This is a genomic window from Cryobacterium sp. PAMC25264 (genome assembly GCF_019443325.1).
GTDB lineage: Bacteria > Actinomycetota > Actinomycetes > Actinomycetales > Microbacteriaceae > Cryobacterium.
Genome location: NZ_CP080383.1, coordinates 157,986 through 178,231, shown reverse-complemented (window position 1 = coordinate 178,231; position 20,246 = coordinate 157,986). Strand labels below are relative to the sequence as shown.

The 20,246-nt window shown below is 68.2% G+C and carries 17 protein-coding genes; 9 read left to right on the top strand and 8 right to left on the bottom strand.

Features of this window, described 5'->3' with window-relative positions; translation table 11 throughout:
- Window positions 1–12 precede the first annotated feature (12 nt).
- From KY500_RS00775 to KY500_RS00765, 3 genes are all read left to right on the top strand, one after another.
- Entirely contained in the window at window positions 13–2,031 is a 2,019-nt protein-coding gene (locus tag KY500_RS00775) for a glycosyltransferase (RefSeq protein ID WP_219901946.1), read from the top strand.
- 107 nt (window positions 2,032–2,138) lie between these two features.
- Window positions 2,139–3,002 (top strand): ABC transporter permease, encoded by an 864-nt coding sequence (locus tag KY500_RS00770; protein WP_219903221.1) that lies wholly within the window; start codon window positions 2,139–2,141, stop codon window positions 3,000–3,002.
- Entirely contained in the window at window positions 2,986–3,744 is a 759-nt protein-coding gene (locus tag KY500_RS00765) for an ABC transporter ATP-binding protein (RefSeq protein WP_219901945.1), read from the top strand. Before KY500_RS00770 ends, KY500_RS00765 begins: the two co-directional genes overlap by 17 nt.
- 298 nt (window positions 3,745–4,042) lie before the next feature.
- On the opposite strand, the gene KY500_RS00760 is transcribed toward KY500_RS00765, so the two are convergent.
- The 4 genes from KY500_RS00760 to KY500_RS00745 all read right to left on the bottom strand — a co-directional run bounded on the left by KY500_RS00760 (window position 4,043) and on the right by KY500_RS00745 (window position 10,583).
- Window positions 4,043–6,391: a hypothetical protein gene (locus tag KY500_RS00760; RefSeq protein ID WP_219901944.1), complete on the bottom strand. Its 2,349-nt coding sequence runs from the start codon at window positions 6,389–6,391 to the stop codon at window positions 4,043–4,045.
- A 168-nt stretch (window positions 6,392–6,559) separates the two neighbouring features.
- Window positions 6,560–7,399: a glycosyltransferase gene (locus KY500_RS00755; protein WP_219901943.1), complete on the bottom strand. Its 840-nt coding sequence runs from the start codon at window positions 7,397–7,399 to the stop codon at window positions 6,560–6,562.
- Entirely contained in the window at window positions 7,396–8,358 is a 963-nt protein-coding gene (locus KY500_RS00750) for a glycosyltransferase (protein ID WP_219901942.1), read from the bottom strand. Before KY500_RS00750 ends, KY500_RS00755 begins: the two co-directional genes overlap by 4 nt.
- The gene (locus KY500_RS00745; RefSeq protein WP_219901941.1) at window positions 8,355–10,583 is read right to left on the bottom strand and encodes a hypothetical protein; all 2,229 of its coding nucleotides are present in this window, start codon (window positions 10,581–10,583) and stop codon (window positions 8,355–8,357) included. The genes KY500_RS00750 and KY500_RS00745 overlap by 4 nt, the downstream gene beginning before the upstream one ends.
- 101 nt (window positions 10,584–10,684) lie before the next feature.
- Between KY500_RS00745 and KY500_RS00740 the strand changes: the two genes are divergently transcribed.
- From KY500_RS00740 to KY500_RS00730, 3 genes are read left to right on the top strand one after another with little or no spacing between them, the layout of a single operon-like run.
- Complete coding sequence (locus tag KY500_RS00740; protein ID WP_219901940.1) at window positions 10,685–11,587, top strand: glycosyltransferase family A protein; 903 nt, start codon at window positions 10,685–10,687, stop codon at window positions 11,585–11,587.
- A gap of 43 nt (window positions 11,588–11,630) precedes the next feature.
- The gene (locus KY500_RS00735; protein WP_236900816.1) at window positions 11,631–12,647 is read left to right on the top strand and encodes a glycosyltransferase; all 1,017 of its coding nucleotides are present in this window, start codon (window positions 11,631–11,633) and stop codon (window positions 12,645–12,647) included.
- Entirely contained in the window at window positions 12,644–13,612 is a 969-nt protein-coding gene (locus KY500_RS00730) for an NAD-dependent epimerase/dehydratase family protein (RefSeq protein WP_219901938.1), read from the top strand. Before KY500_RS00735 ends, KY500_RS00730 begins: the two co-directional genes overlap by 4 nt.
- 129 nt (window positions 13,613–13,741) lie before the next feature.
- Here KY500_RS00730 and rfbA read toward each other — a convergent pair whose 3' ends face one another.
- Together rfbA and KY500_RS00720 are read right to left on the bottom strand one after the other, a co-directional pair.
- Window positions 13,742–14,608, bottom strand: coding sequence for a glucose-1-phosphate thymidylyltransferase RfbA (rfbA, locus tag KY500_RS00725; RefSeq protein ID WP_219901937.1), 867 nt, complete (start codon window positions 14,606–14,608; stop codon window positions 13,742–13,744).
- A 2-nt stretch (window positions 14,609–14,610) separates the two neighbouring features.
- A complete protein-coding gene (locus tag KY500_RS00720) occupies window positions 14,611–15,219 on the bottom strand; it encodes a dTDP-4-dehydrorhamnose 3,5-epimerase family protein (RefSeq protein WP_219901936.1) in 609 nt (202 codons plus the stop codon).
- A 73-nt stretch (window positions 15,220–15,292) separates the two neighbouring features.
- On the opposite strand from KY500_RS00720, the gene rfbB reads away from it, so the two are divergent.
- Genes rfbB through KY500_RS00705 form a run of 3 tightly spaced genes read left to right on the top strand, consistent with a single transcriptional unit; the run spans window position 15,293 to window position 18,277 of the window.
- Window positions 15,293–16,279 carry a dTDP-glucose 4,6-dehydratase gene (rfbB, locus tag KY500_RS00715; RefSeq protein ID WP_219901935.1) on the top strand — a complete coding sequence of 329 codons (987 nt, stop codon included), beginning with the start codon at window positions 15,293–15,295 and terminating at the stop codon, window positions 16,277–16,279.
- A 1-nt stretch (window position 16,280) separates the two neighbouring features.
- A complete protein-coding gene (gene rfbD / locus KY500_RS00710) occupies window positions 16,281–17,135 on the top strand; it encodes a dTDP-4-dehydrorhamnose reductase (RefSeq protein WP_219901934.1) in 855 nt (284 codons plus the stop codon).
- Window positions 17,132–18,277 carry a glycosyltransferase family 1 protein gene (locus KY500_RS00705; protein ID WP_219901933.1) on the top strand — a complete coding sequence of 382 codons (1,146 nt, stop codon included), beginning with the start codon at window positions 17,132–17,134 and terminating at the stop codon, window positions 18,275–18,277. Before rfbD ends, KY500_RS00705 begins: the two co-directional genes overlap by 4 nt.
- Window positions 18,278–18,369: 92 nt before the next feature.
- Here KY500_RS00705 and KY500_RS00700 read toward each other — a convergent pair whose 3' ends face one another.
- Window positions 18,370–19,734: an LCP family protein gene (locus tag KY500_RS00700; protein WP_255579634.1), complete on the bottom strand. Its 1,365-nt coding sequence runs from the start codon at window positions 19,732–19,734 to the stop codon at window positions 18,370–18,372.
- On the bottom strand, window positions 19,731–20,198 hold the full coding sequence (purE, locus tag KY500_RS00695; RefSeq protein WP_219903219.1) for a 5-(carboxyamino)imidazole ribonucleotide mutase: 468 nt from the start codon (window positions 20,196–20,198) through the stop codon (window positions 19,731–19,733). The genes KY500_RS00700 and purE overlap by 4 nt, the downstream gene beginning before the upstream one ends.
- Between the last annotated feature and the right edge of the window lie 48 nt (window positions 20,199–20,246).

The window sequence follows — 20,246 nt, the reverse complement described above, 5'->3', positions numbered from 1 at the left end:
CGGAGTCTCACCATGTCCACCCCCATCGTTCTGCAAAAAGTGATCTTCCCGTCGTCGTCCGACCCCGACGTCGCGCCGCTCTACGTCGACCCCGACGAGTGGACCCAGATCGTCACCCCCGGCGCCGTCACCAGGCGCGGCCGCCGCGCCGCACCCGATGAGTCGACGCTGCAGCCGTTGCGGCTCACCCACCACAACGTCACGCCCATGCTCGACGGCCGCCGCGGCCTCAAGCCCGGCCTCGACAAGCGGGTCTCGCTCGGCACCTACTTCAACGCGTTCCCCGCCAGCTACTGGCGTCGCTGGACCAAGCTCACCGGCGTGCGCCTGAGCATCTCCACCACGGGCCCCGGTGACATCATCGTCTACCGCTCCAACGCCCGTGGTGTCATCCAGGTGGTCGACTCCGCTCACGTGGAGGAGGCAGGAACCGTGGACTTCGACCTCGGCTTCGACTACTTCATCGACGGCGGCTGGTACTGGTTCGACCTGGTCTCGCGCGGCGAAGACTTCGCCCTCACCAGCGCAGAATGGCAGGCGCCGCCCTCCGACGAGCCGGTCGGCCCGGAGCGCACCCTCACCATCGCGATCACCACGCTCAACCGCACCGCCTACTGCCTCGAGCTACTGGCCACCATCGCCACCGACGCTGACGTCTTGGCCGGACTCGACCAGATCCTCGTGGTCGACCAGGGCACGGACAAGATCCGCGAACACGCCCGGTACGCCGAGGTGGATGCCGCGCTCGGCGGACGCCTCCGCGTCATCGACCAGGTCAACGCGGGCGGCTCCGGCGGGTTCTCCCGCGGAATGCTCGAGACCGTCGCTGCCGGAACCAGCGACTACGTGATGCTGCTGGACGACGACGTCGTCGTCGAACCGGAGAGCATCCGCCGCGCCCTGGCCTTCGCCCGTGTGTGCACGGACCCGACCATCGTCGGCGGGCACATGTTCGACATGTTCGACAAGACCAAGCTGCACGCCTTCGCCGAGTCCATCGACACGTGGAATTTCATGTGGGGCCCGATCACGCCGTCACGGCACGACTTCACCGCCATGAACCTGCGCCAGACCACCTGGCTGCACCAGCGCAACGACGTCGCCTACAACGGCTGGTGGATGAGCCTCATCCCGATCGAGATCATCCGTGAGGTCGGCCTGTCCCTTCCCGTGTTCATCAAGTGGGACGATGCCGAGTTCTCCCTGCGCGCCTCCGAGCACGGCTATTCCACCGTCAGCCTGCCCGGCGCGGCCGTGTGGCACGTGTCCTGGGTCGACAAGGACGACTCCAGGGACTGGCAGGCGTTCTACCACGCCCGTAACCGCCTCGTTGCGGCCCTGCTGCACTCCCCGCACGCCAAGGGCGGGCGGCTGACCATCAGCAACCTGGCCTCCGACGTGCGGCACCTGCTGACCATGGACTACTACACGGTCAAGCTGCGCCAGCTGGCCTACGAGAGCGTCATGGCCGGACCGGACGCCCTGCACGGCGAGCTGACCACCCGGCTTCCCGCCATCCGCGCCCTGGCCGGCGACTACCCCGAATCGGCTCTCATCAAGGACCTCGGCCGCTTCGGCCGGTTCCCGATGACCAATCTCGTCGGTAGCGACGAGCCGCGCCCGAGCGGTCGCCAGCTCTACTCGTTCCTGATCAAGAGCTTCGTGCGCCACGGCCTCAAGAAGCCGCACCCGCAGGCCAGCGTCCGCCCGGACACCCATCTGCCCCGTACGGCGCCGTGGTGGACCGTGCCGAGCATGGACAGCGTGGTCATCACCAACGCCGAGGGCTCGGGCGTGACTTGGCACATCCGCGACCGCGGCATGTTCCGGTCGCTGCTCTGGTCGAGCCTGACCCAGAACCTGCGCTTCCGCCGCCGGTGGAGCACGCTGAGTGAGACGTACCGCTCGCGCGAGCACGACCTCACGTCACTGGAGTCCTGGACGTCCACCCTCGGACTCGGTCCGGTCGCCCCCGCGTCCGTTCCGGCGGCCGACACCGCTCCGGTTCCCGCCGAGAGCACCCACGAATAGGGACGAGTCCCGCGCCGCGGCATACAGCTAGAATCACGGGTGGGCCCGTTGCCCCCTCCCGGTGAAACCCAGGCAGGCGACTCGATGATAGGACCCGCGTGACGCAAATCGCTCCAGTACCCGACCTCGACGGGTTCGTCCGGCCAGGTCAAGGGGCGGGACTGATCGACGTATTCCGCCGGCGGTACCTGCTGTCCCTGCTCGTGCGCAAAGAAGTGCAAGTGCGCTACCGCGGTTCGGTGCTGGGCTGGATGTGGTCCTACGTCAAGCCGATCACGCAGTTCCTGGTGTTCTTCGTGGCCCTCGGCGTGTTCCTGCAGCTCAACGGAAGCATCCCCAACTACCCCGTGTACCTGTTCTCGGGTCTCATCGTCATCAATCTGTTCAGTGAGGCATTCAGCAACGGCACCAAGTCGTTGGTGGACAACGCGCCCCTGATCAAGAAGATCTATCTGCCCAGGGAGCTCTTCCCGGTGTCGTCCACCCTGGTGGCCTTCATCAACTTCCTCCCCCAGGCCCTCGTGCTCGGAGTCGTCTGCGTGTTCACGGGCTGGCACCCGAACCTCGTGCAGGTGCTCGGGATCCTGCTCGGAGTTCTCATCATCGTTCTTCTGGCGATGGGGCTCAGTCTGTTCTTCGGCTCGATCAACGTGTCCTTCCGCGACGCGCAGAACTTCGTCGAACTGATTCTGCTCGTCGCCACGTGGGCCTCCCCCGTGCTGTACCAGTGGAACACCGTGGCCGACAAGGTGCCGGACTGGCTGATGGTCATCTACCAGCTCAACCCCATCACGGCTGCAGTCGAGCTGCTGCACGCCGGGTTCTGGTACCCCACCACGGACGGGAGCAGCCCGCTGCCACCGAACATGTGGTTCTACGGTCTGTGCGCCCTGATCACCTCGAGCGTCCTGCTCGTGCTCGGGCAGCTCGTTTTCCGCCGATTGGAGCGCCGCTTTGCCCAAGACCTCTGACCCACAGGCCGAGGCGCAGCCGCGCCTGGCGATTATCGCCGCCGACCTCAGCAAGACCTTCCTGCTGCGCCACACCCACTCCCTCAAGGAATCGGTCATCGCGGCGCTGCGTCGCAAGCCCATCTCGTCGACCTTCAACGCACTCGATGACGTGAGCTTTCGCATCAACACCGGCGAATCCGTCGCTCTTCTCGGCTTCAACGGCTCGGGCAAGTCCACCCTGCTCAAGCTGATCTCCGGAGTACTGCGCCCTGACCGCGGCGAGGTCCTCACCCGCGGCCGGGTCGCAGGCCTGATCGAAGTGGGCGCCGGCTTCCACCCCGACCTCTCCGGGCGCGAGAACATCTACCTCAACGCAGCCATTCTGGGCATGTCGCAGAAGGAGATCGACGCGCGTTTCGACGATATCGTCGAGTTCAGCGAGATCGCCAAGTTCATCGACACCGAGGTCAAGCACTACTCCTCCGGCATGTTCCTGCGACTGGCCTTCTCGGTCGCCATCCACACCGAGGTCGACATCCTCCTCGTCGACGAGATCCTGTCCGTGGGCGACGAACCGTTCCAGCGCAAGTGCCTGGCCAAGATTCGGCAGCTGCACGCCGAGGGACGCACCCTCGTCGTGGTCAGCCACGACCTGGGCATGGTCGCCGACCTGTGCGATCGTGGCATCCTGATCGACAAGGGCCGGGTCGTCTTCGACGGCGAATCGCACGAGGCCGTCGCGCGCATGCGCGCCCAGTAACGACCGAGCGCCACACTCGCCTTCCGGCCGCACCGGTCTGTCGCAACGCACCCGCTCGGCGGTAGCCGCCAGGCCGCTCTCACGCGCGTCGGCACGCTCGGCCCCGGCATCGGGACGTCGTTGCGTTCTCGGCGCCTGAGCGGGGCACGGGGCGCCGCGCTGAGGCATCCGGTGGTCTGCCCGCTCACCATCGGCTCACCCGCGACGTCGCGCCGGGGTGTCTGTGCCGCGGTATCGGCCCCACGAACACAACAGCGCGCCCCGACCGGAGGCGGGACGCGCTGTGTGTGATGCCAGGTTAGAGGGTGGCAGCCCCACCATCGGGCAGAGTCGACACCTCCGACGGGTTGACGGTGAAGATCTGCGGAACAGACCCGCCGTTCAACGCGACCAGGTCAGACCAGGAATTCACCGCGCGGCGCTGGCCGCCGACGAGGTAGTAGACCATGGAGGACGTGCTGGACTTGAGGAACACCCGGTCGAGCGGCGCAGCGCCGGAGCGGTTGAGCACGCCGCAGGCGTCACCGAGAGCGACAACCGGAAGCCCGTGCGGGTTGCCGGCCGACACCGAGTACAGCGTGCCGCCCAGGCCGAGATAGGTCGTTCCGGAGCAGGACACCGCGCGGCTGAGCGTGGCACCCGTGGTGCCGTAGGCGTTCAGCAGCTGATCGGGCACGACACGGTAGGACCCGAGGCCCAGGGCGTCACTGGTGCCGAACGAGTCCAGTCGAAGCTTCCTGTCCAGACCGTCGGTCACCCACACCGTGGAGTCCTGGTTCGACTTCACCAGCGCGTACGGGGCGACGACGCCGCCGGGCTGGGGCAGTCCCTGCACCGTGCCGCCGGTGAGGGCGGAGATGACCGGAGCTGACCCGTTGTTGAGACGGAGCACGTCGTTCCAGCCCCAGACGGGCCGGGCGGCGCCGCCGGTGAGCAGGTACACGTCGGGCGAGCCCGGCGTGAGCACGAACGCGGCCGACGCGATGGCAGCCCCGCCGGCGAACGCGGCGCAGGTGGTTCCGTCCAGCCCGGTGACCGGAATGCCCGTTCCATTGCTGTTCAGCGCCGAGAACGCTCCGCCGTGCACGAGTCCCTCTGTGCCGTTGCAGTTCGCGACGGTGGTGAGGTCGGCCCCAGTGCGGGGGTAGCCGTTGATGGCGTTGTCGCTGAGGGTGCGGATGGAGTTGAGGCCGTACTCGGACAGGATCGCCATCGACGGGATGCGGATCCGGGATCCCCAGCCGTCGATCAGGAACACATCGCTGGACGACGCCGACTTGACTGCGGTCGCCGGCGTCGCCAGTACCCGGCCGACCGGGAACCGTTCAGCGGCGGAGTTGCGGATCGTGCCCACCCAGGGTGCGCCGCCACCGTTCAGCCGCAGAACGCCGGCCCACTCGTCGACGGGGAACCGGGTCGCCGCGTTCAGGTAGTAGACAGTGGAACTGCCCGGCTGCACAACGAACGCCGAGACGTCACCGCTGGACGGGAGCTTGGCCCACTGGCCCGGCATCAGGTCGATCGCCGTGGAGCAGTTGTATCCCCAGTCGGCCACCTGGTTGCAGGTGCTGAATCGGTGCCGGCTGTTCGCCTGCACCAGCGCGATCTCACCGGTCAGCGGGTTGCGGACCAGCTCGCTGGCGGCGGTTCCGGTGCTGTACCCGGCGATATAGGAGGCGGGCACATCGCGGTAGCTGCCCAGGTTGGCCAGGGCGTAGTAGACGTCCATGGTCGGGATGGGGTACTTCGACGTTCCGGAGATGAGGAAGAGGCCGCCACTGGATGTGTCGCGCACGATGGAGCTGCCGCTGTGGGTGTCACCGAACCAGTCTGTGAACAGCCGCCAGAAGTTGCGGTTGCCGTAGGACGAGCATCCGTCGCCGGTGCCGTACAGGTTGTTCAGCGCGGCGTCGTTCGGACGGTACGGCGTGTACAGGTAGAGCCCGGCGGTGGCCTGGTTCTCGATGTAGACGTTGGAGGAGCCGCAGGAGGAGTTCGGGTTCCACTGGATGGTGTTCCAGCGGCCCGCGACGTAGCCGCGCGACCCCGGGTTGGCCTGGTACTTCTTGAACTGGTAGGCCGCGTTGTAGAGCTGGTTGAAGAAGCCGTAGTAGTTGGCGTCGCAGTCGGCGGTGTCCGGGCAGCCGTAGCCCACGGCCTTGCGGTACTGCAGGGAGGACGGCCAGGTGTCGCTGACCAGGCTCGTCTCCTTTTCGAGGAGCACCAGCAGCGCCTGCGGGTTGATCCCGCACGCGGCCGCGACCTTGGCGATGATCGTGGCGGCGGACTCGCTGCCGGAGCCGGGGTATGCGGCGCAGCCCTCGCTCTTGGCACTCTGGCTGGCAGTGGCCTGGGAGTAGTCCTTCAGGCAGACGAAGCCGGACCGGCAGTTGGGCACCCGGGAATTCAAGAATCCCTGGATCTCGTTCGCCGTCATGGTGCCGGGGTTGTAGAACTCGGCGTCGCTGATGATGTTGCCGGGATTGAAGTCACTGGCGGTGGCTGCCTCGGCCGAATCCTGGCCCGTGGTGGCGCCGACGGTCAGTAGACCCAGCACGAGGGCGAACACGCTCAGGATCGCGACGAGGTTGCGGGCGACCGGGCGCCGAATGACGCCGGCTCCCCGCTCTGGGTCGGGTCTGTACACGTGTGGCCTCGGCTATCTGGTCGGTGATCGTGCGGCCCACCGCGGGAAACGCCCAACGAAAAGCCCTGAAACCAGCCCCCCACTGCACCAACCACGCCTCTGCGCACGTCTGACCACCCTAACGCCGAGTGCGCGCCTGAGAAGGTCTACAGGTACCGGACGCGCCGGTCAGTCGGCGTCATTGGCGTAATTTCTCACGATGAAGCGGCGGTACGCCACCCGTCTGAGGGACACCGGGACAAAACGGTACCCGCCGCGCACGAGCACATTGCGGAGGAACTGGCCACGGGTGACAAAACGGTCCTTGAGCAGGCTGCGCTGCAAGGCGATCTCGCTGCGGAACAGGGTGAGGCCGCCGCGGCGGCCGTACGCCCCCGCATCCACCCGGTACATCACCAGTGGATCCGGCAGGTTCGCCACCAGCGCGCCGGCCTGGATCATCCGGGCGAAGAGCCAGTAGTCCTCCATCAGCGGAAGTTCCCGGTAGCCGCCAGCGCGCGCCACGACCGAGCGCCGGTACACGACCGTGGGGTGGTTGAACGGGTCGTGGAAGCGCGCGGACGCGACGATGTCGTCGGCGTCGGTGGGCGGGATCCGTTTGCCGAGCACCCGGCCGGCCTCATCGAATTCCAGCATTCCGGTGCCGACCAGATCGAAGCCGGCCTCGATGACGGCCAGCTGCAGTTCGAACCGGGTCGGCAGCGAGATGTCGTCGGCGTCCATCCGGGCGACGACATCGTGGGCGCAATGTCCGAGCCCGGTCTCCAGCGCACGGGCCAGGCCCACGTTGGCGGGCAGGCGCACATGGTTGACCGGCACGGGCGATGCGGCAGTCGCGGCGGCCACGGCGGCGGCCAGATCGGTGCCGATGGGACCGTCCTGCACGATCACGACGTCGCTGGGTCGCCGGCTCTGGTCGACCACGGTGCTGGCGAACGCCTTGGCGAAGTAGGCGGCCTTGTCTCCGGCGTAGACCGGGAGCAGGAGCGAGAATTCGGTGCCGGTCATGCCCGGGCCACCCCGGCCTCGCAGGCGGCGACATCGTCGGAGGCCTCGCCCAAACCGGCCAGCGCCACAGTGTTGGGCCGCGGGCGGCTGCGGAATCCGTCGCTCAGGCCGCGGCGGAGCCCCGACACCAGGACCGGGCGGTTGGCCGAGGCGCGGAAGGTGCGCGCCCACCGACGCACGGTCGATCCGGCGTAGAGCACCTTCTCGGCCGGGCTCAGCCCGCGGGCCAGGCGCAGCAGCCACACCTTGTTGCGCACCTCATAGTAGAAGCGCTCGCCCGGGTCGATGTCGGTCGCGCCGAGCTTCACGGTCTTGTGCACGACGACGCTGGCGGGCACGAACAGCCCCCTGCTGCGGCGCAGGATGCGCGTGGAGAATTCGAAGTCGTCGTTCCAGATGAAGTAGTCGGCGATCGGCAGGCCGTGCCGGCGCACCGCGTCCGCACGGACGAGCATCGACACGAACGACGAGCTCCGCACCGGAAGCGCCTCCCGTGCCGTCGCGGCGGCGCGTTCCCGCGACCCGACGAACGGCTTGACCCGTGGGGTGTTCATCGGGTGGTCCTGGCCGTCGGTCCAGACGACTCTGGAGCCCGCGATGGTGACCAGCGGGTCGTCGCCGACACTGCCGATGAGAGCCTCGAGGGCCGTCGGGGTGGGCACGGTGTCGTCGTCCATCAGCCAGACCAGGTCGGCGTGCTGGCGCATCACGGCCCGGGCCGCCCCGATCGCGAAGCCACCGGCGCCGCCGGTGTTACGGGACACCGACACGAGGTCCGCGTACCCGAACCGGTCCCGCACCAGCGCGGCGGTGTCATCCGTTGAGGCGTTGTCGACCACCACGACCGCAGCGACCGGAACGGTCTGCGCGGCGAGGGCGTCGAGCACCTCGATGAGCAGGTCACGCCGGTTGTAGGCCACCACGACCGCGACGGTGCGAGCCGCCGACGTTCGGGTCATACCGCGACCTCGGGTGCGGGGACGCGGCTGGCGCGTGCCACGCGCACGATGCGGCCGTCGCCGTCGCGGCGGCGTCCGACCAGCCGCAGGATCGGCCAGCCGAGCAGGATCAGCAGCAGCAACGCGGCCGCGGCGAGCTGGACCGGGTAGCCGGGCGCGTAGAACGACACCGTCACGGTCTTGCCGAGCTGGTCGGCATCGAGGTCGACGCCGAGCAGGAAGGTGTCGACCGGTTCGGCGGACACCGTGCCGCCGTCCACCTGGTAGCCGGGCCACGGGATGCGGCTGAGCGCCACCTGGCCGCCGTCGGCGCCGATCTCGTCGACGCGGAACGACACGCCCATGGCGTCTTCCTTCAACACGGTGACCTGGGTGCCGTCGGACGCCCAGACGACGGAGCCGGCTCCGGCGACGGGTTCGTCGCGCACGATCAGCCGGGTCTTGGCGGTGTCTTCGGCGACATGCCAGCCCTCAGGGACAACCGACCAGTCCTTCTTGGGAACGACGGCCTTGACGGCCTGCACCGAGCTGACGCCCATCAGGTCGGCGACGGTCTTGCCGGTCTCGGGCATGGTGGTGAACAGGCGCGAATACAGCGCACCGCAGGTGGAGCCGTTGTACTGCATGCAGGTGAGCGAGTTGTACGGCGTGTAGTACACGGCGGAGTAGGCGTTCTGCACGTCTTCCTCGGTGACGTACCAGAGGTTGCCCACCAGGGTCTCGTCCCAGGCACCCGGGTCACCGAGGTCTCCGACACCGCCGGCGATGATGACGTCACCCTCGGCGTCCTCGAGCTGCTGCTGGTAGTCACTCACATCGTTGGGCACCCCGTAGTCGGGCAGCGGCGAGGTGGGCGAGGAGATGTGCTGGGGCACCAGGAGCAGCACGGTCAGGACGATCGCGGCACCGGCGACGACGGGGACGCCCCGCCCGGCCAGCCGGCCGGCGGACTCACTGCCGAGCACCGGCAGCGGACGGTCGCCGAGCACCCGGTAGGCCACCCACACCGCGGCCAGGATCACAACGGTGACCGCGGCGAGCACCTTGACGTACTGCGGGCCGGCGCTGAAGGTGAGCCCGGCGCCCAGCAGGACCAGGCCTCCCGCGACCAGGAACCGGTTGCGGCTGAGCACGGCCGGGCGGGCGTGCGACAGTCCGACGGCGACGAGCAGCAGCACAGCCAGGGTGAGATACGGCATCATGCGCACCGGGAAGCGCAGTGGCCCAAAATCGCTGGGCAGCAGCACACCCACGAGGGCGGCGATCAGCACGATCACGATGCTCAGCCGGCTCCGCAACAGGTGGCGCAGGCGCGTCAGGTCCACGAACGCCAGCAGCGGCAGGAACCACGCGATGTACAGCAGCGGGGCGTAGGGGAACTGCGCGTTGAAGAACAGGATGCCTGGCGTGCCGACGGGGGTGCCGGAGGCGAACAGTCCACTGAGGTTGACGGTGAGCAGGTCGGTGTTGCCCACCCCGCTCGTGCGGCCGGTGACCGGCGCGGTGAGCAGGCCCGGCAGGTGCACGATCACGGCGAAGCTGCCGGCCGCGAAGGCGAGCACGAACGCGCGCACGATGGAGGGCCGGTGCCGCGTGAGGAAGGCCTCGACGATGAGGGCTCCCAAGGTCAGAGCCAAGAAGATCGTGGCGTGCGCGTAGCCGATCCCGACGAGCGCGATCCCGGAGAGGATCGGCAGGGTGGGCGACTTCGCCTGCAGCACGGCCCGGCGGGCGAGCACCCAGGTCAGCGGCAGGAAGCTCCACGCCATCAATCCATTGGCCCAGGAGGGCGCATCCATATACAGGGTGAAGCCGGCCAGCGGCGCGGCGACGGCGACGAGCGCAGCCCAGGGGCGCAGTGCCCCGAAATTGCGCGCAAGGGCGTACACGCCCAGGCCGCCCAGAAGCAGGCAGAGCATCTTGATGACGGTGCTGAAGATCAGGGCGCTACCGGACAGGTGGGCGCCGATGCCCACAACCCAGAGGACCGGGCTGAGGATGCCCCAGGCACCCTCTGCGAGGTAGTTACCGGACTGCCAGACCCGCGGGTTGATCAGCGACCAGTCCAGGTCGAGCACCCGGCGACCGATCTCGTACCACTGCCCGAAGGCTCCGGATTGGCTGTCATCGACGTAGTAGAAACCGGGGTCGAAGAGCAGCGGGATGGACGCTCCCGCCAGGACCGCCACCACGACGAGAATGGGCCACACTATTTTGGACTGCACCAGAAGATTATCCCTCACGGTGCCTTCACAACCGCACGACGGGGGTCAGCCGGTATCGTGGTGGGGTAGTTTCCCACAACGAAACGAGCCATCACCTACATATGAGTACCAACTCGCTGCCTTCGGGCCCCACTCCTTCCAGCCAGGCCGAACCCCTCGTCTCCATCGTGATCCCCGCGTACAACAACGCTGATTACCTGGACGACACGATGAAGTCGGTTCTCGGTCAGACCTACACCAACCTCGAGGTGATCGTCTCCGACCACGCGTCGACCGACGACACCTGGGCGGTCATGCAGCGCTACAGCTCCGATCCCCGGGTCACCCTGCTGCACACCGAGGGCGGCGGCGGGGCCCTGCGCAACTGGAACCGGGTGAGCCAGGCGGCCACGGGCGAGCTGATCAAGCTCGTCTGCGGCGACGATCTGCTCTACCCCACCATCGTTGCCCAGCAGGTAGCCGCTCTCGTGTCCACGCCCGGCGCTGTGCTCGCCGCCTCGCCGCGCGACATCGTCGACGCCAACGGCGTTCCGGTGCTCAAGGACCGCGGCCTGGCCGGCCTGACCGGCGTGCACGACGGCACCGTCGCCGTGCGGAAGACCGTGACCCAGGGCACCAACATCTTCGGCGAGCCCGGCTGTGTGCTCATGCGCACGAGCGTTCTCAAGAAGGTCGGCTGGTGGGATTCCCGCTGGCCCTACCTGATCGATGAGACCTCTTATTCCCTGGTGCTCCTCGAGGGTAAGTTCGTCGGCGTTCCCGGCAGCCTGGCCGGATTCCGTATCTCCGACAGCCAGTGGAGCGTGCGGCTGGTCAACGAACAGGCCGAGCAGGCGATCGGCTTCCACAACTGGATGGCCCAGACCCGGCCCGACGTCGTCTCCGGCCTCGACCGGCGAATCGGCAACACCCGCGCCCGCATCATGGCCCAGGTGCGCCGGCTGGCGTACCTCTGGCTCGGCCGTCGCATGTCCAAGGCGGTGAAGGCGGATGCAGCGGCCTGAGCTCCCGGCTGACGAAACCGGCCGTGTGATAGGTTCTGAACCCGTGACACTCCCCTCTGCAGAACCCGACGTCGCCGACCACAGCATCTCGATCGTGATCCCCGTCTACCAGGGCGAACGCACCCTGGCCGCCGTGCTCGGCGAGATCGAACCGCTGACCCGGCTGAGCATCACCCCGGACGGCTACACCTTCCAGGTGGAAGAGGTTCTGCTGGTCTTCGACCACGGGCCGGACAACTCCGCCTCGATCATCCGCGACATCACCGAACGCTACCCGTTCGCCCGCGGCATCTGGCTGAGCAAGAACTTCGGCCAGCACGCCGCCACCCTGGCCGGCATGGCCTCCTCCGGCGGCGACTGGATCGTCACCCTCGACGAGGACGGCCAGCACGACCCGCGCGCCATCGGCGGGATGCTGGACACCGCCATGCGTGAGCAGGCCTCCGTCGTCTACGCCAAACCCACCAATCCCGCCCCGCACGGTGCTCTCCGCAACGGCGCGTCCAAGGCCGCCAAGTACCTGCTCACCAAGCTGTCCGGCTCGGGTGCCGCCGCCGACTACCAGAGCTACCGGCTCATGCTCGGCAACATCGGCCGCAGCGTCGCCGCGTATGCCGGCAGCGGCGTGTACCTCGACGTCGCCATCGGTTGGGTCGCGGCCCGCGTCACGACGTCTCCGGTGGAGCTGCGCGAGGAGGGCGAACGTAGCTCCGGCTACTCCGCACGCCGGCTGTTCTCGCACTTCTGGCGCATGATCCTCACCACCGGCACCCGGGGGCTGCGGCTCGTCAGCGGCCTGGGCGTGATCTTCGCCCTCGTCGGCGTAGTCTTCGCCGTGGTCATCTTCATCCAGCGGCTCGCCGGCGACATCGCCATCCAGGGGTGGGCGTCGTTGAGCGTTCTGGTGCTCCTGAGCGCCGGGTTCATCCTGTTCTCGTTGGGCATCATCGCCGAGTACATCGGCATCAACGTGAACATGGCCATGGGCAAGCCGCCGTACCTGATCACCACCGACCCGGCGGATGGGCCTCTCGGGCGGACGCACAAAGCCGCGAAGTGACCACATACGCCTGGGTGATCGGGGCCCGCGGCCTGTTGGGCAGCGCCACCGCCGCCGCCATCGAGCGGCGCAACGGCTGGGTGCTGCTGCCCGCTGATCCTCTGCCCTGGGCCGACGATGAGGCGATGGCCGCCACAGCCGCGGCCACCGCCGAACGGCTGCTGCGCACCGCCGCCACGGAGTCCGCCGACTGGGCCGTGCTCTGGCTGGCCGGAAACGCTGTCACCTCCACACCCCCGGCCGCCATCGCGGCGGAGCTCGCCCAGCTCAGGCTGGTGCTTGACGCCGTCGCCCTGGCCGCCGGCGCGCACGGCACCGCCCTGCGCGGCGCGCTCTTCTATGCTTCCTCGGCCGGCGGCGTCTACGGCGGGTCGGCGCATCCGCCGTTCGACGAGACCAGCCTTCCGGTGCCGATCTCCGGTTACGGCCGATTCAAGCTCGACGCCGAGGCGAGCCTGTTCGCCTTCTCCCGCGCATCGGGCGTCTCGGTCCTGGCCGGCCGGATCGCCAACCTCTACGGACCCGGCCAGAAGCTCGGCAAGATGCAGGGTCTCATCTCGCATCTCGCGAAAGCGCAGTTCTCCCCCAAGCCGGCGTCGATCTTCGTTCCATTGGAGACCATGCGCGACTACATCTACGTGCGCGACTGCGCCGAGCTTGTCGTCGACTGCGTCACCAGGCTCCAGTCGGTGACCGCTCGTGGCGGCCGCACCGAGGCGATCAAGAACCTCGCCTCCGGCCAGGCCGTGACGATCAGCAACCTGCTCGGACACATCCGCACCCTGGCCAAGAGCAAGCCCAACGTCATGCTCGGCTACTCCGCCGAGGCCTCCATGCAGGGCCTGGACCTGCGGATCACGTCGACCGTGTGGCCGGACCTGGACAAGCGCCAGCTCACCAGCTTGCCCGCCGGCATCAAGGCCACCATGGACGACGTGCTCGCGCACATCCAGTCCGGCGGCTGAGCCGCCCCAGCCCGCCCGTGAAACCGCCGGGGCGGGAAGCACAACCCCCACGTCAGTTTTCGTGTTGGTTACGCACCGAGAAGGCCCCGTGGATCAGATCCACGGGGCCTTCGGCACATCGGCGGGTGCTCAGTCGGTGCTGAGCAGGCCCTTGAGGTAGACGCCGTAGCCGCTCTTGGCGAGCGGGGCGGCGAGGCGGGCGAGTTGGGCGTCGTCGATCCAGCCGGCGCGCCAGGCGATCTCTTCGATGCAGCCGATCTTGTGGCCCTGGCGGTCTTCGATGACGCGCACGTATTCGCTGGCCTGCATCATGGATTCGAAGGTGCCGGTGTCCAGCCAGGCGGTGCCGCGGTCCAGGACCTGCACGTGCAGGTTGCCCTGGTTGAGGTAGCGCTCGTTGACGGTCGAGATCTCCAGCTCGCCGCGGGCGGAGGGTTCGATGGACTTGGCGATCTCGACGACGGAGTTGTCGTAGAAGTACAGTCCGGGCACGGCGTAGTTGCTCTTGGGCTTGGCCGGCTTCTCCTCGATCGACACCGCGGTGAACTTGTCGTCGAACTCGACCACGCCATAGGCGGTGGGGTCGGAGACGTGGTACGCGAAGATCAGGGCGCCGTCGATGTCGGCGTTGTTGCGGAGCGCCGTTCCCAGGCCCGCGCCGTGGAAGATGTTGTCGCCGAGGACCAGGGCGACGCTGTCGTCGCCGATGAAGTCCTCACCGATGATGAACGCCTGCGCGAGACCGTCCGGGGACGGCTGCACGGCGTACTCGATGTTGATGCCCAGGTCGGACCCGTCGCCCAGCAGCGCCTTGAACTGGTCGTTGTACTCCGGGGTGGTGATGATGAGGATGTCCTTGATATCGGCCATCATCAGCGTCGACAGCGGATAGAAGATCATCGGCTTGTCGTAGATCGGCATCAGCTGCTTGGAGATGCCCTTGGTGATCGGCCACAGGCGGGTGCCCGATCCGCCGGCGAGAATGATTCCGCGCATGTCTAGTTCCGTTCGTTCAGCGAGTCGTAGTAGGCGCGGGCGGCGTTCCACTCGGGAAGCAGTCCGCTCGCGGCGGCCTCGGCGAGGCTCGGGGCGTCGGTGTCCTTGGGCGAGAGCAACAGTTCGCCGGCCGACGAGGGGAAGACCAGGCCGACCTGCTCGTCGAGCGGGTTGATGCCGTGTTCGGCGCCGGCGCTGTAGGTCGAGGAGACCAGGTAGCTCACGGTGGCCTTGTCGGTCAGCGCGACGAACGCGTGGCCGAGGCCCTCGGCGAGGTACACGGCCTTGCGGTCCACGTCATCCAGCAGCACCGAATCCCACTGCCCGAAGGTGGGCGAGCCCACCCGGATGTCGACGATGAAGTCGATGATCGCACCGTGCGTGGCGGTGACGTACTTCGCCTGTCCCGGCGGGATGTCGGCGAAGTGGATGCCGCGCACCACACCGCGGCTGGACACGCTGGTGTTCGCCTGGCGCAGGTCCAGCGGGTGCCCGACCACCTCGGAGAGCTTGTCGAAGCGGTACCACTCGAGGAAGACCCCCCGGTCGTCCCCGAACTGCTTCGGGGTCACCTCGTAGGAATCGGGGACGGAGAGTTCGCGAATCTGCACGGTTGCCAGCCTAGCAATGTGCGTCCAGTACAATCGCGTAGGCCCTTTACGCAAACGGAATGGTTACCTCTCTATGAAGATCCTCGTTACCGGCGGCGCCGGTTTCATCGGCTCGAACTTTGTTCGCCGCACCCTGCAGGACGCCTACCCGGGCCTGGAAGGCGCTGAGGTGGTCGTTCTCGACGCCCTCACCTACTCCGGGAACCTGGAGAACCTGGCCCCCGTGGCCGACTCCCCCCGGTACTCCTTCGTCAAGGGGGACATCCGTGACGGTGCCCTGCTCGACACTCTCTTCCCCGGCCTGGACGCCGTGGTGCACTTCGCTGCGGAGTCCCACGTGGACCGGTCCGTCCGCGACGCGTCGATCTTCGTCGAGACCAACGTGCTCGGCACCCAGCAGCTGCTCGACGCGGCGCTGCGCAACGACCTGCCCCGGTTCGTGCACGTGTCCACCGACGAGGTCTACGGCTCCATCGCCGAGGGCTCCTGGAACGAAGAGCGGGCCCTCGAGCCCAACTCCCCGTACTCCGCGTCGAAGGCCGGAAGCGACCTGCTCGCCCGCAGCTACCACCGCACCCACGGCCTGAACGTGTCGATCACGCGCTGCTCGAACAACTACGGCCCGTACCACTTCCCCGAGAAGGTCATCCCGCTGTTCGTGACCAACCTCATCGACGACCTGCACGTTCCCCTCTACGGCGAGGGCAACAACATCCGCGACTGGCTGCACGTGGACGACCACACCCGCGCCATCGCCATGGTGCTGGTCAAAGGCCGCGCGGGCGAGATCTACAACATCGGCGGCGGCACCGAGCTGACCAACGTCGAGCTCACCCAGCTGCTCCTCGACGCGACCGGTAAGGACTGGTCCTACGTCGACCGCGTCGCCGACCGCCTCGGCCACGACCTGCGCTACTCCGTGGACATCTCGAAGATCCAGGCCGAACTCGGCTACTCTCCCGAGGTGCCCTTCGCCCAGGGCCTGGCCGACGTCGTGCAGTGGTACCGCGACAACCGCTCCTGGTGGGAACCGCTCAAGGCCCGCGCGGCGCTGAGCTAGCATGACCCGCTATCTGATCGCCGGGGCGGCCGGGATGCTCGGCCGCGATCTGCAGACGGCCCTCGCCGGACGCGACGTGACGGCCGTTGACCGCACCGAACTCGACATCACCAATCTCGCGGCAGTCCGCGAGGCGGTGACCGGGTTCGACGTGATCATCAACGCCGCCGCGTACACCGCGGTCGACGCGGCCGAGGAGCACGAGGCCGACGCCTACCTGGTGAACGCCATCGGCCCGCGCAACCTGGCGATCGGAGCGGCCGCTGTCGGCGCCAAGCTCGTACAGATCTCCACCGACTACGTCTTCGACGGCACCGGCACCAGCCCGTACCCCGAGGACACCGCGATCGACCCGATCAACGCCTACGGGCGCACCAAGGCCGCGGGCGAGCAGTTCGTTCTCACCGAGAACCCGGCGGGCAGCTTCATCGTGCGCACGGCCTGGCTCTACGGCGCCCACGGTCCCAACTTCGGCCGCACCATGCTGACCCTCGCCGCGGGCCGCGACACCGTCTCGGTGGTCGCCGACCAGTTCGGTCAGCCCACCTGGACCGTCGACCTGGCCGCCCAGATCGTGGCCCTGCTCGACGCGGATGCCCCCGCCGGGATCTACCACGGCACCAACGCCGGGCAGACCTCCTGGTTCGGCTTCGCACAGGCCGTGTTCGAAAGCGCCGGCCTGGACTCCGAGCGAGTACGGCCCACGGACAGCAGCACATTCGTGCGACCCGCCGCCCGGCCGTCCTACTCGGTCCTCGGGCACGACGCCTGGGCCGCGGCCGGCCTGACCCCGATGCGCGACTGGACCGAAGCCCTCGCCGACGCCGCCGGCCGCGGCGCCTTCGACCCGTCATGATCACCCTCCGGGTCGTCGTGGACCAGCTGATCTCGCCCGTTCCGGGCGGGCTCGGCCGGTACACCGAGGAACTCACCCGGTCGCTGATCAGCACGGCGCCGACGGACTGCGCGGTCGAAGGCATCGTCTCGGCCGCCAGCGCGGAGAACTACGCCCAGATCGAAGCCGCCCTGCCCGGGCTGGCCGGCCTGCACAAGATGGCGTTGGCCCGCCGCGAGCTGTCCGCTGCCTGGCAGCTGGGCGTAGCCACCTCGGCGGGTCACGGCCTCGTGCACGCCCCGGGCCTGTTTGCACCGCTCCGCCGGCACGACCGGGCCAGGGACGAGACGCAGGTGGCCGTGACGGTGCACGACGTGCTCGCCTGGACGCACCCGGAGTCGCTCACCCCCACCACCGTGGCCTGGACCAAGATGATGCTCAAGCGCGCCCGCAAGCACGCCGATGCCATCGTGGTGCCCAGCCACGCCCTCGCCGATCAGCTTCGGGAGGTCATGGACTTCGGTGACCGGGTGCGCGTCATCGGTGGCGCCGTCAGCAGTGGACTGACCCTCCCCACCAATTCGGCCGCAGCAGAGGCCCTGGCGGTGTCCCTGAAGCTCCCCGACCAGTACATCCTCACCGCCGGCACCCTCGAGCCGCGCCGTGCCGTCACGGCCCTCATCACGGCTCTGGGCCTTCCGGGCGCCGCCGACCTGCCGCTGATCGTCCTCGGCCCCGATTCCTGGGGCGATCTCACGCTGGCGTCGGTCGCCGACGAGGCGGGCCTTGCGCCCGACCGGGTGCGATCGATGCACGGGCTGACCGACCAGGAACTCGCGCTCGTCATGAGCCGAGCATCGGTGTTCGTCTACCCGAGCCTGGAGGAGGGCTTCGGCCTACCCATCATCCAGGCGTTCCAGTTCGGCACCCCGGTCATCCACTCCGACGCCCCCGCCCTGGTCGAGGCCGGCGGCGATGCGGGTTTCGCCGTGGAACGCGGTGACGCGGCCGGCTATCCCGAACGGCTGAGCGCGGCCCTGGGGCGCGTGCTCGGCGACACCGAGCTCGCCACGCGTCTGCGCATCTTCGGCAGCGACCGGGCCAAGGCCTTCACCTGGCGGGACACCGCCGAGCGGGTCTGGCAGCTGCACGCCGACCTCTGAGCCCTCGCGTCAGCGCCGATGGGCCCCGAAGCTGACCGCCCCGAGCGGCGGCCGCTCAGCACCGGCTCACCGCGGATGCATCAGCCGCTACCTCAGGGTGCGGGCGTCTCCACGACCGGGTTGAGCGCCGCATCGATGAGTCCGGCGATGTAGTCGTAGTCGGGGTCGGTCGGATCGACGCCGTTGTCCGGTACCAGTTCGACGGCGCCCACCGGCAGTTCCTTGGTCTTGGCCGCGAGGGTGGTGAAGTAGCCGAGCATGCCCTGGGGCACGTCGGTCTTGACGACCTCTTCACCGGCCTGCGCCACACCCTGAAACTTCGTGAGCACGTTCGCGGGGTTGAACTGCTTGAGGATGGCTTCCTGCAGGACACGCTGGCGGGACATCCGGTCGTAGTCGCTCGAGCCGTGCCGGGCCCGGCCGTACCAGAGGGCGGTGAAACCGTCCATGTGCTGCTGTCCGGCTTCCACCCAACCCTCGACATCGCTCAGGTCGTCCTCCTGGCCGCCGATGGGCAGCCGCTCCGCCACGTTGATGTCGACGCCGCCGAGGGCGTCGATGAGCTGGGCGAAGCCCTGCATGTCGATCAAGACGTAGTACTGGATCGTCAGGCCGGTGACGCCGCTGGCGGCGTCACGCATGGCCTCGATGCCCGGTTCGCTGCCCTCCGAGACCGCGTCCGGGTACATGTCCGGGCTCTTGAGCTCGACCTCGGTGTAGATCGAATTGAGCTGGCAGACGTCCACGTCGCAGGTATCGTCGTAGCCGTAGCCGTTCGGGTAGGACGCGTAGAGCGGGGAGTCCTCCGGGAACGGCACGTTCTCGAGGTCGCGGGGCAACCCGATGATGTCGGCTTTGCCGGTCTCGGCGTCGATGCTCACCACCGAGGTGCTGTCGGGGCGCATGCCCAGACGGTCGGCGCCGGCGTCGCCGCCGAGGAGCAGAATGTTGTAACGGCCGTCGACGGGTGGTTCGGAGGGGCCGGCGGCGAAGACGGAGGAGAGGAATCCGCTCGTCGTGGTGGCGAAGTAGGCGCCGTAGCCGGCGCTGCCGGCGACCGCGACCATGGCCACGGTGGCCAGGCCGGCGATGAACGGGCGCATCTTGGGCCGCGCCTTGATGAGCCGGATCAGGCGCATGGTGTCGAAGGTCAGGATCATCCACACCACGGCGTAGAACACCAGCGCGATGGCCAGCACCCAGAGGGCGATGGAGTTGGTGGCGATCGTGAGCAGAATCTCAGGATTCACGGCGTAGACGATCGCGGCGACCGCTGCCGCAACCAGCAGGGTCAGGGTGGCGCGCAGGCCGAACCGGCCGAGTTTCCGGCTGCCGGCCAGCACCTGCACTGAGCCCGGGATGATGATGTTGAGCACCACGAGCCACCAGGCCCGGCGGGTCATGACCTGGCTTGAGCCGGTGTTCGGGTACCGGATCGGGCTGCTGGCCTGGCTCATAGTTTCGCTTGCAGGGCCGTGTTCTTCTGCTCCACCTGCTCGGCCAGGTCCGCGGCGTAGCCTTCCAACTTGAGGCGCAGGGAGTCATCGGCCGTGGCCAGGATCTTGACGGCGATCAGCGCCGCGTTGCGCGCGCCGCCGATCGACACCGTCGCCACCGGAACGCCCGCGGGCATCTGCACGATCGACAACAGGGAGTCGAGGCCGTCCAGCCGGCCGAGCGGAACGGGAACGCCCACGACGGGCAGGGTGGTCACCGCGGCGAGCATGCCCGGGAGGTGGGCAGCGCCGCCCGCTCCGGCGATGATCACCTTGAGGCCGCGGGACTGCGCATCCTGGCCGTAACGGATCATCTTCTCGGGTGTGCGGTGCGCAGAGACGACCTGCACCTCGTGGGCCACGCCGAAGTCCTTCAGCAGCGCCGCGGCGTCGCTCATGACGTTCCAGTCGGAGTCGGATCCCATCACGACACCGACGAGGACGTCGGGCGGGGACACGGGCTCGGGGGCGCT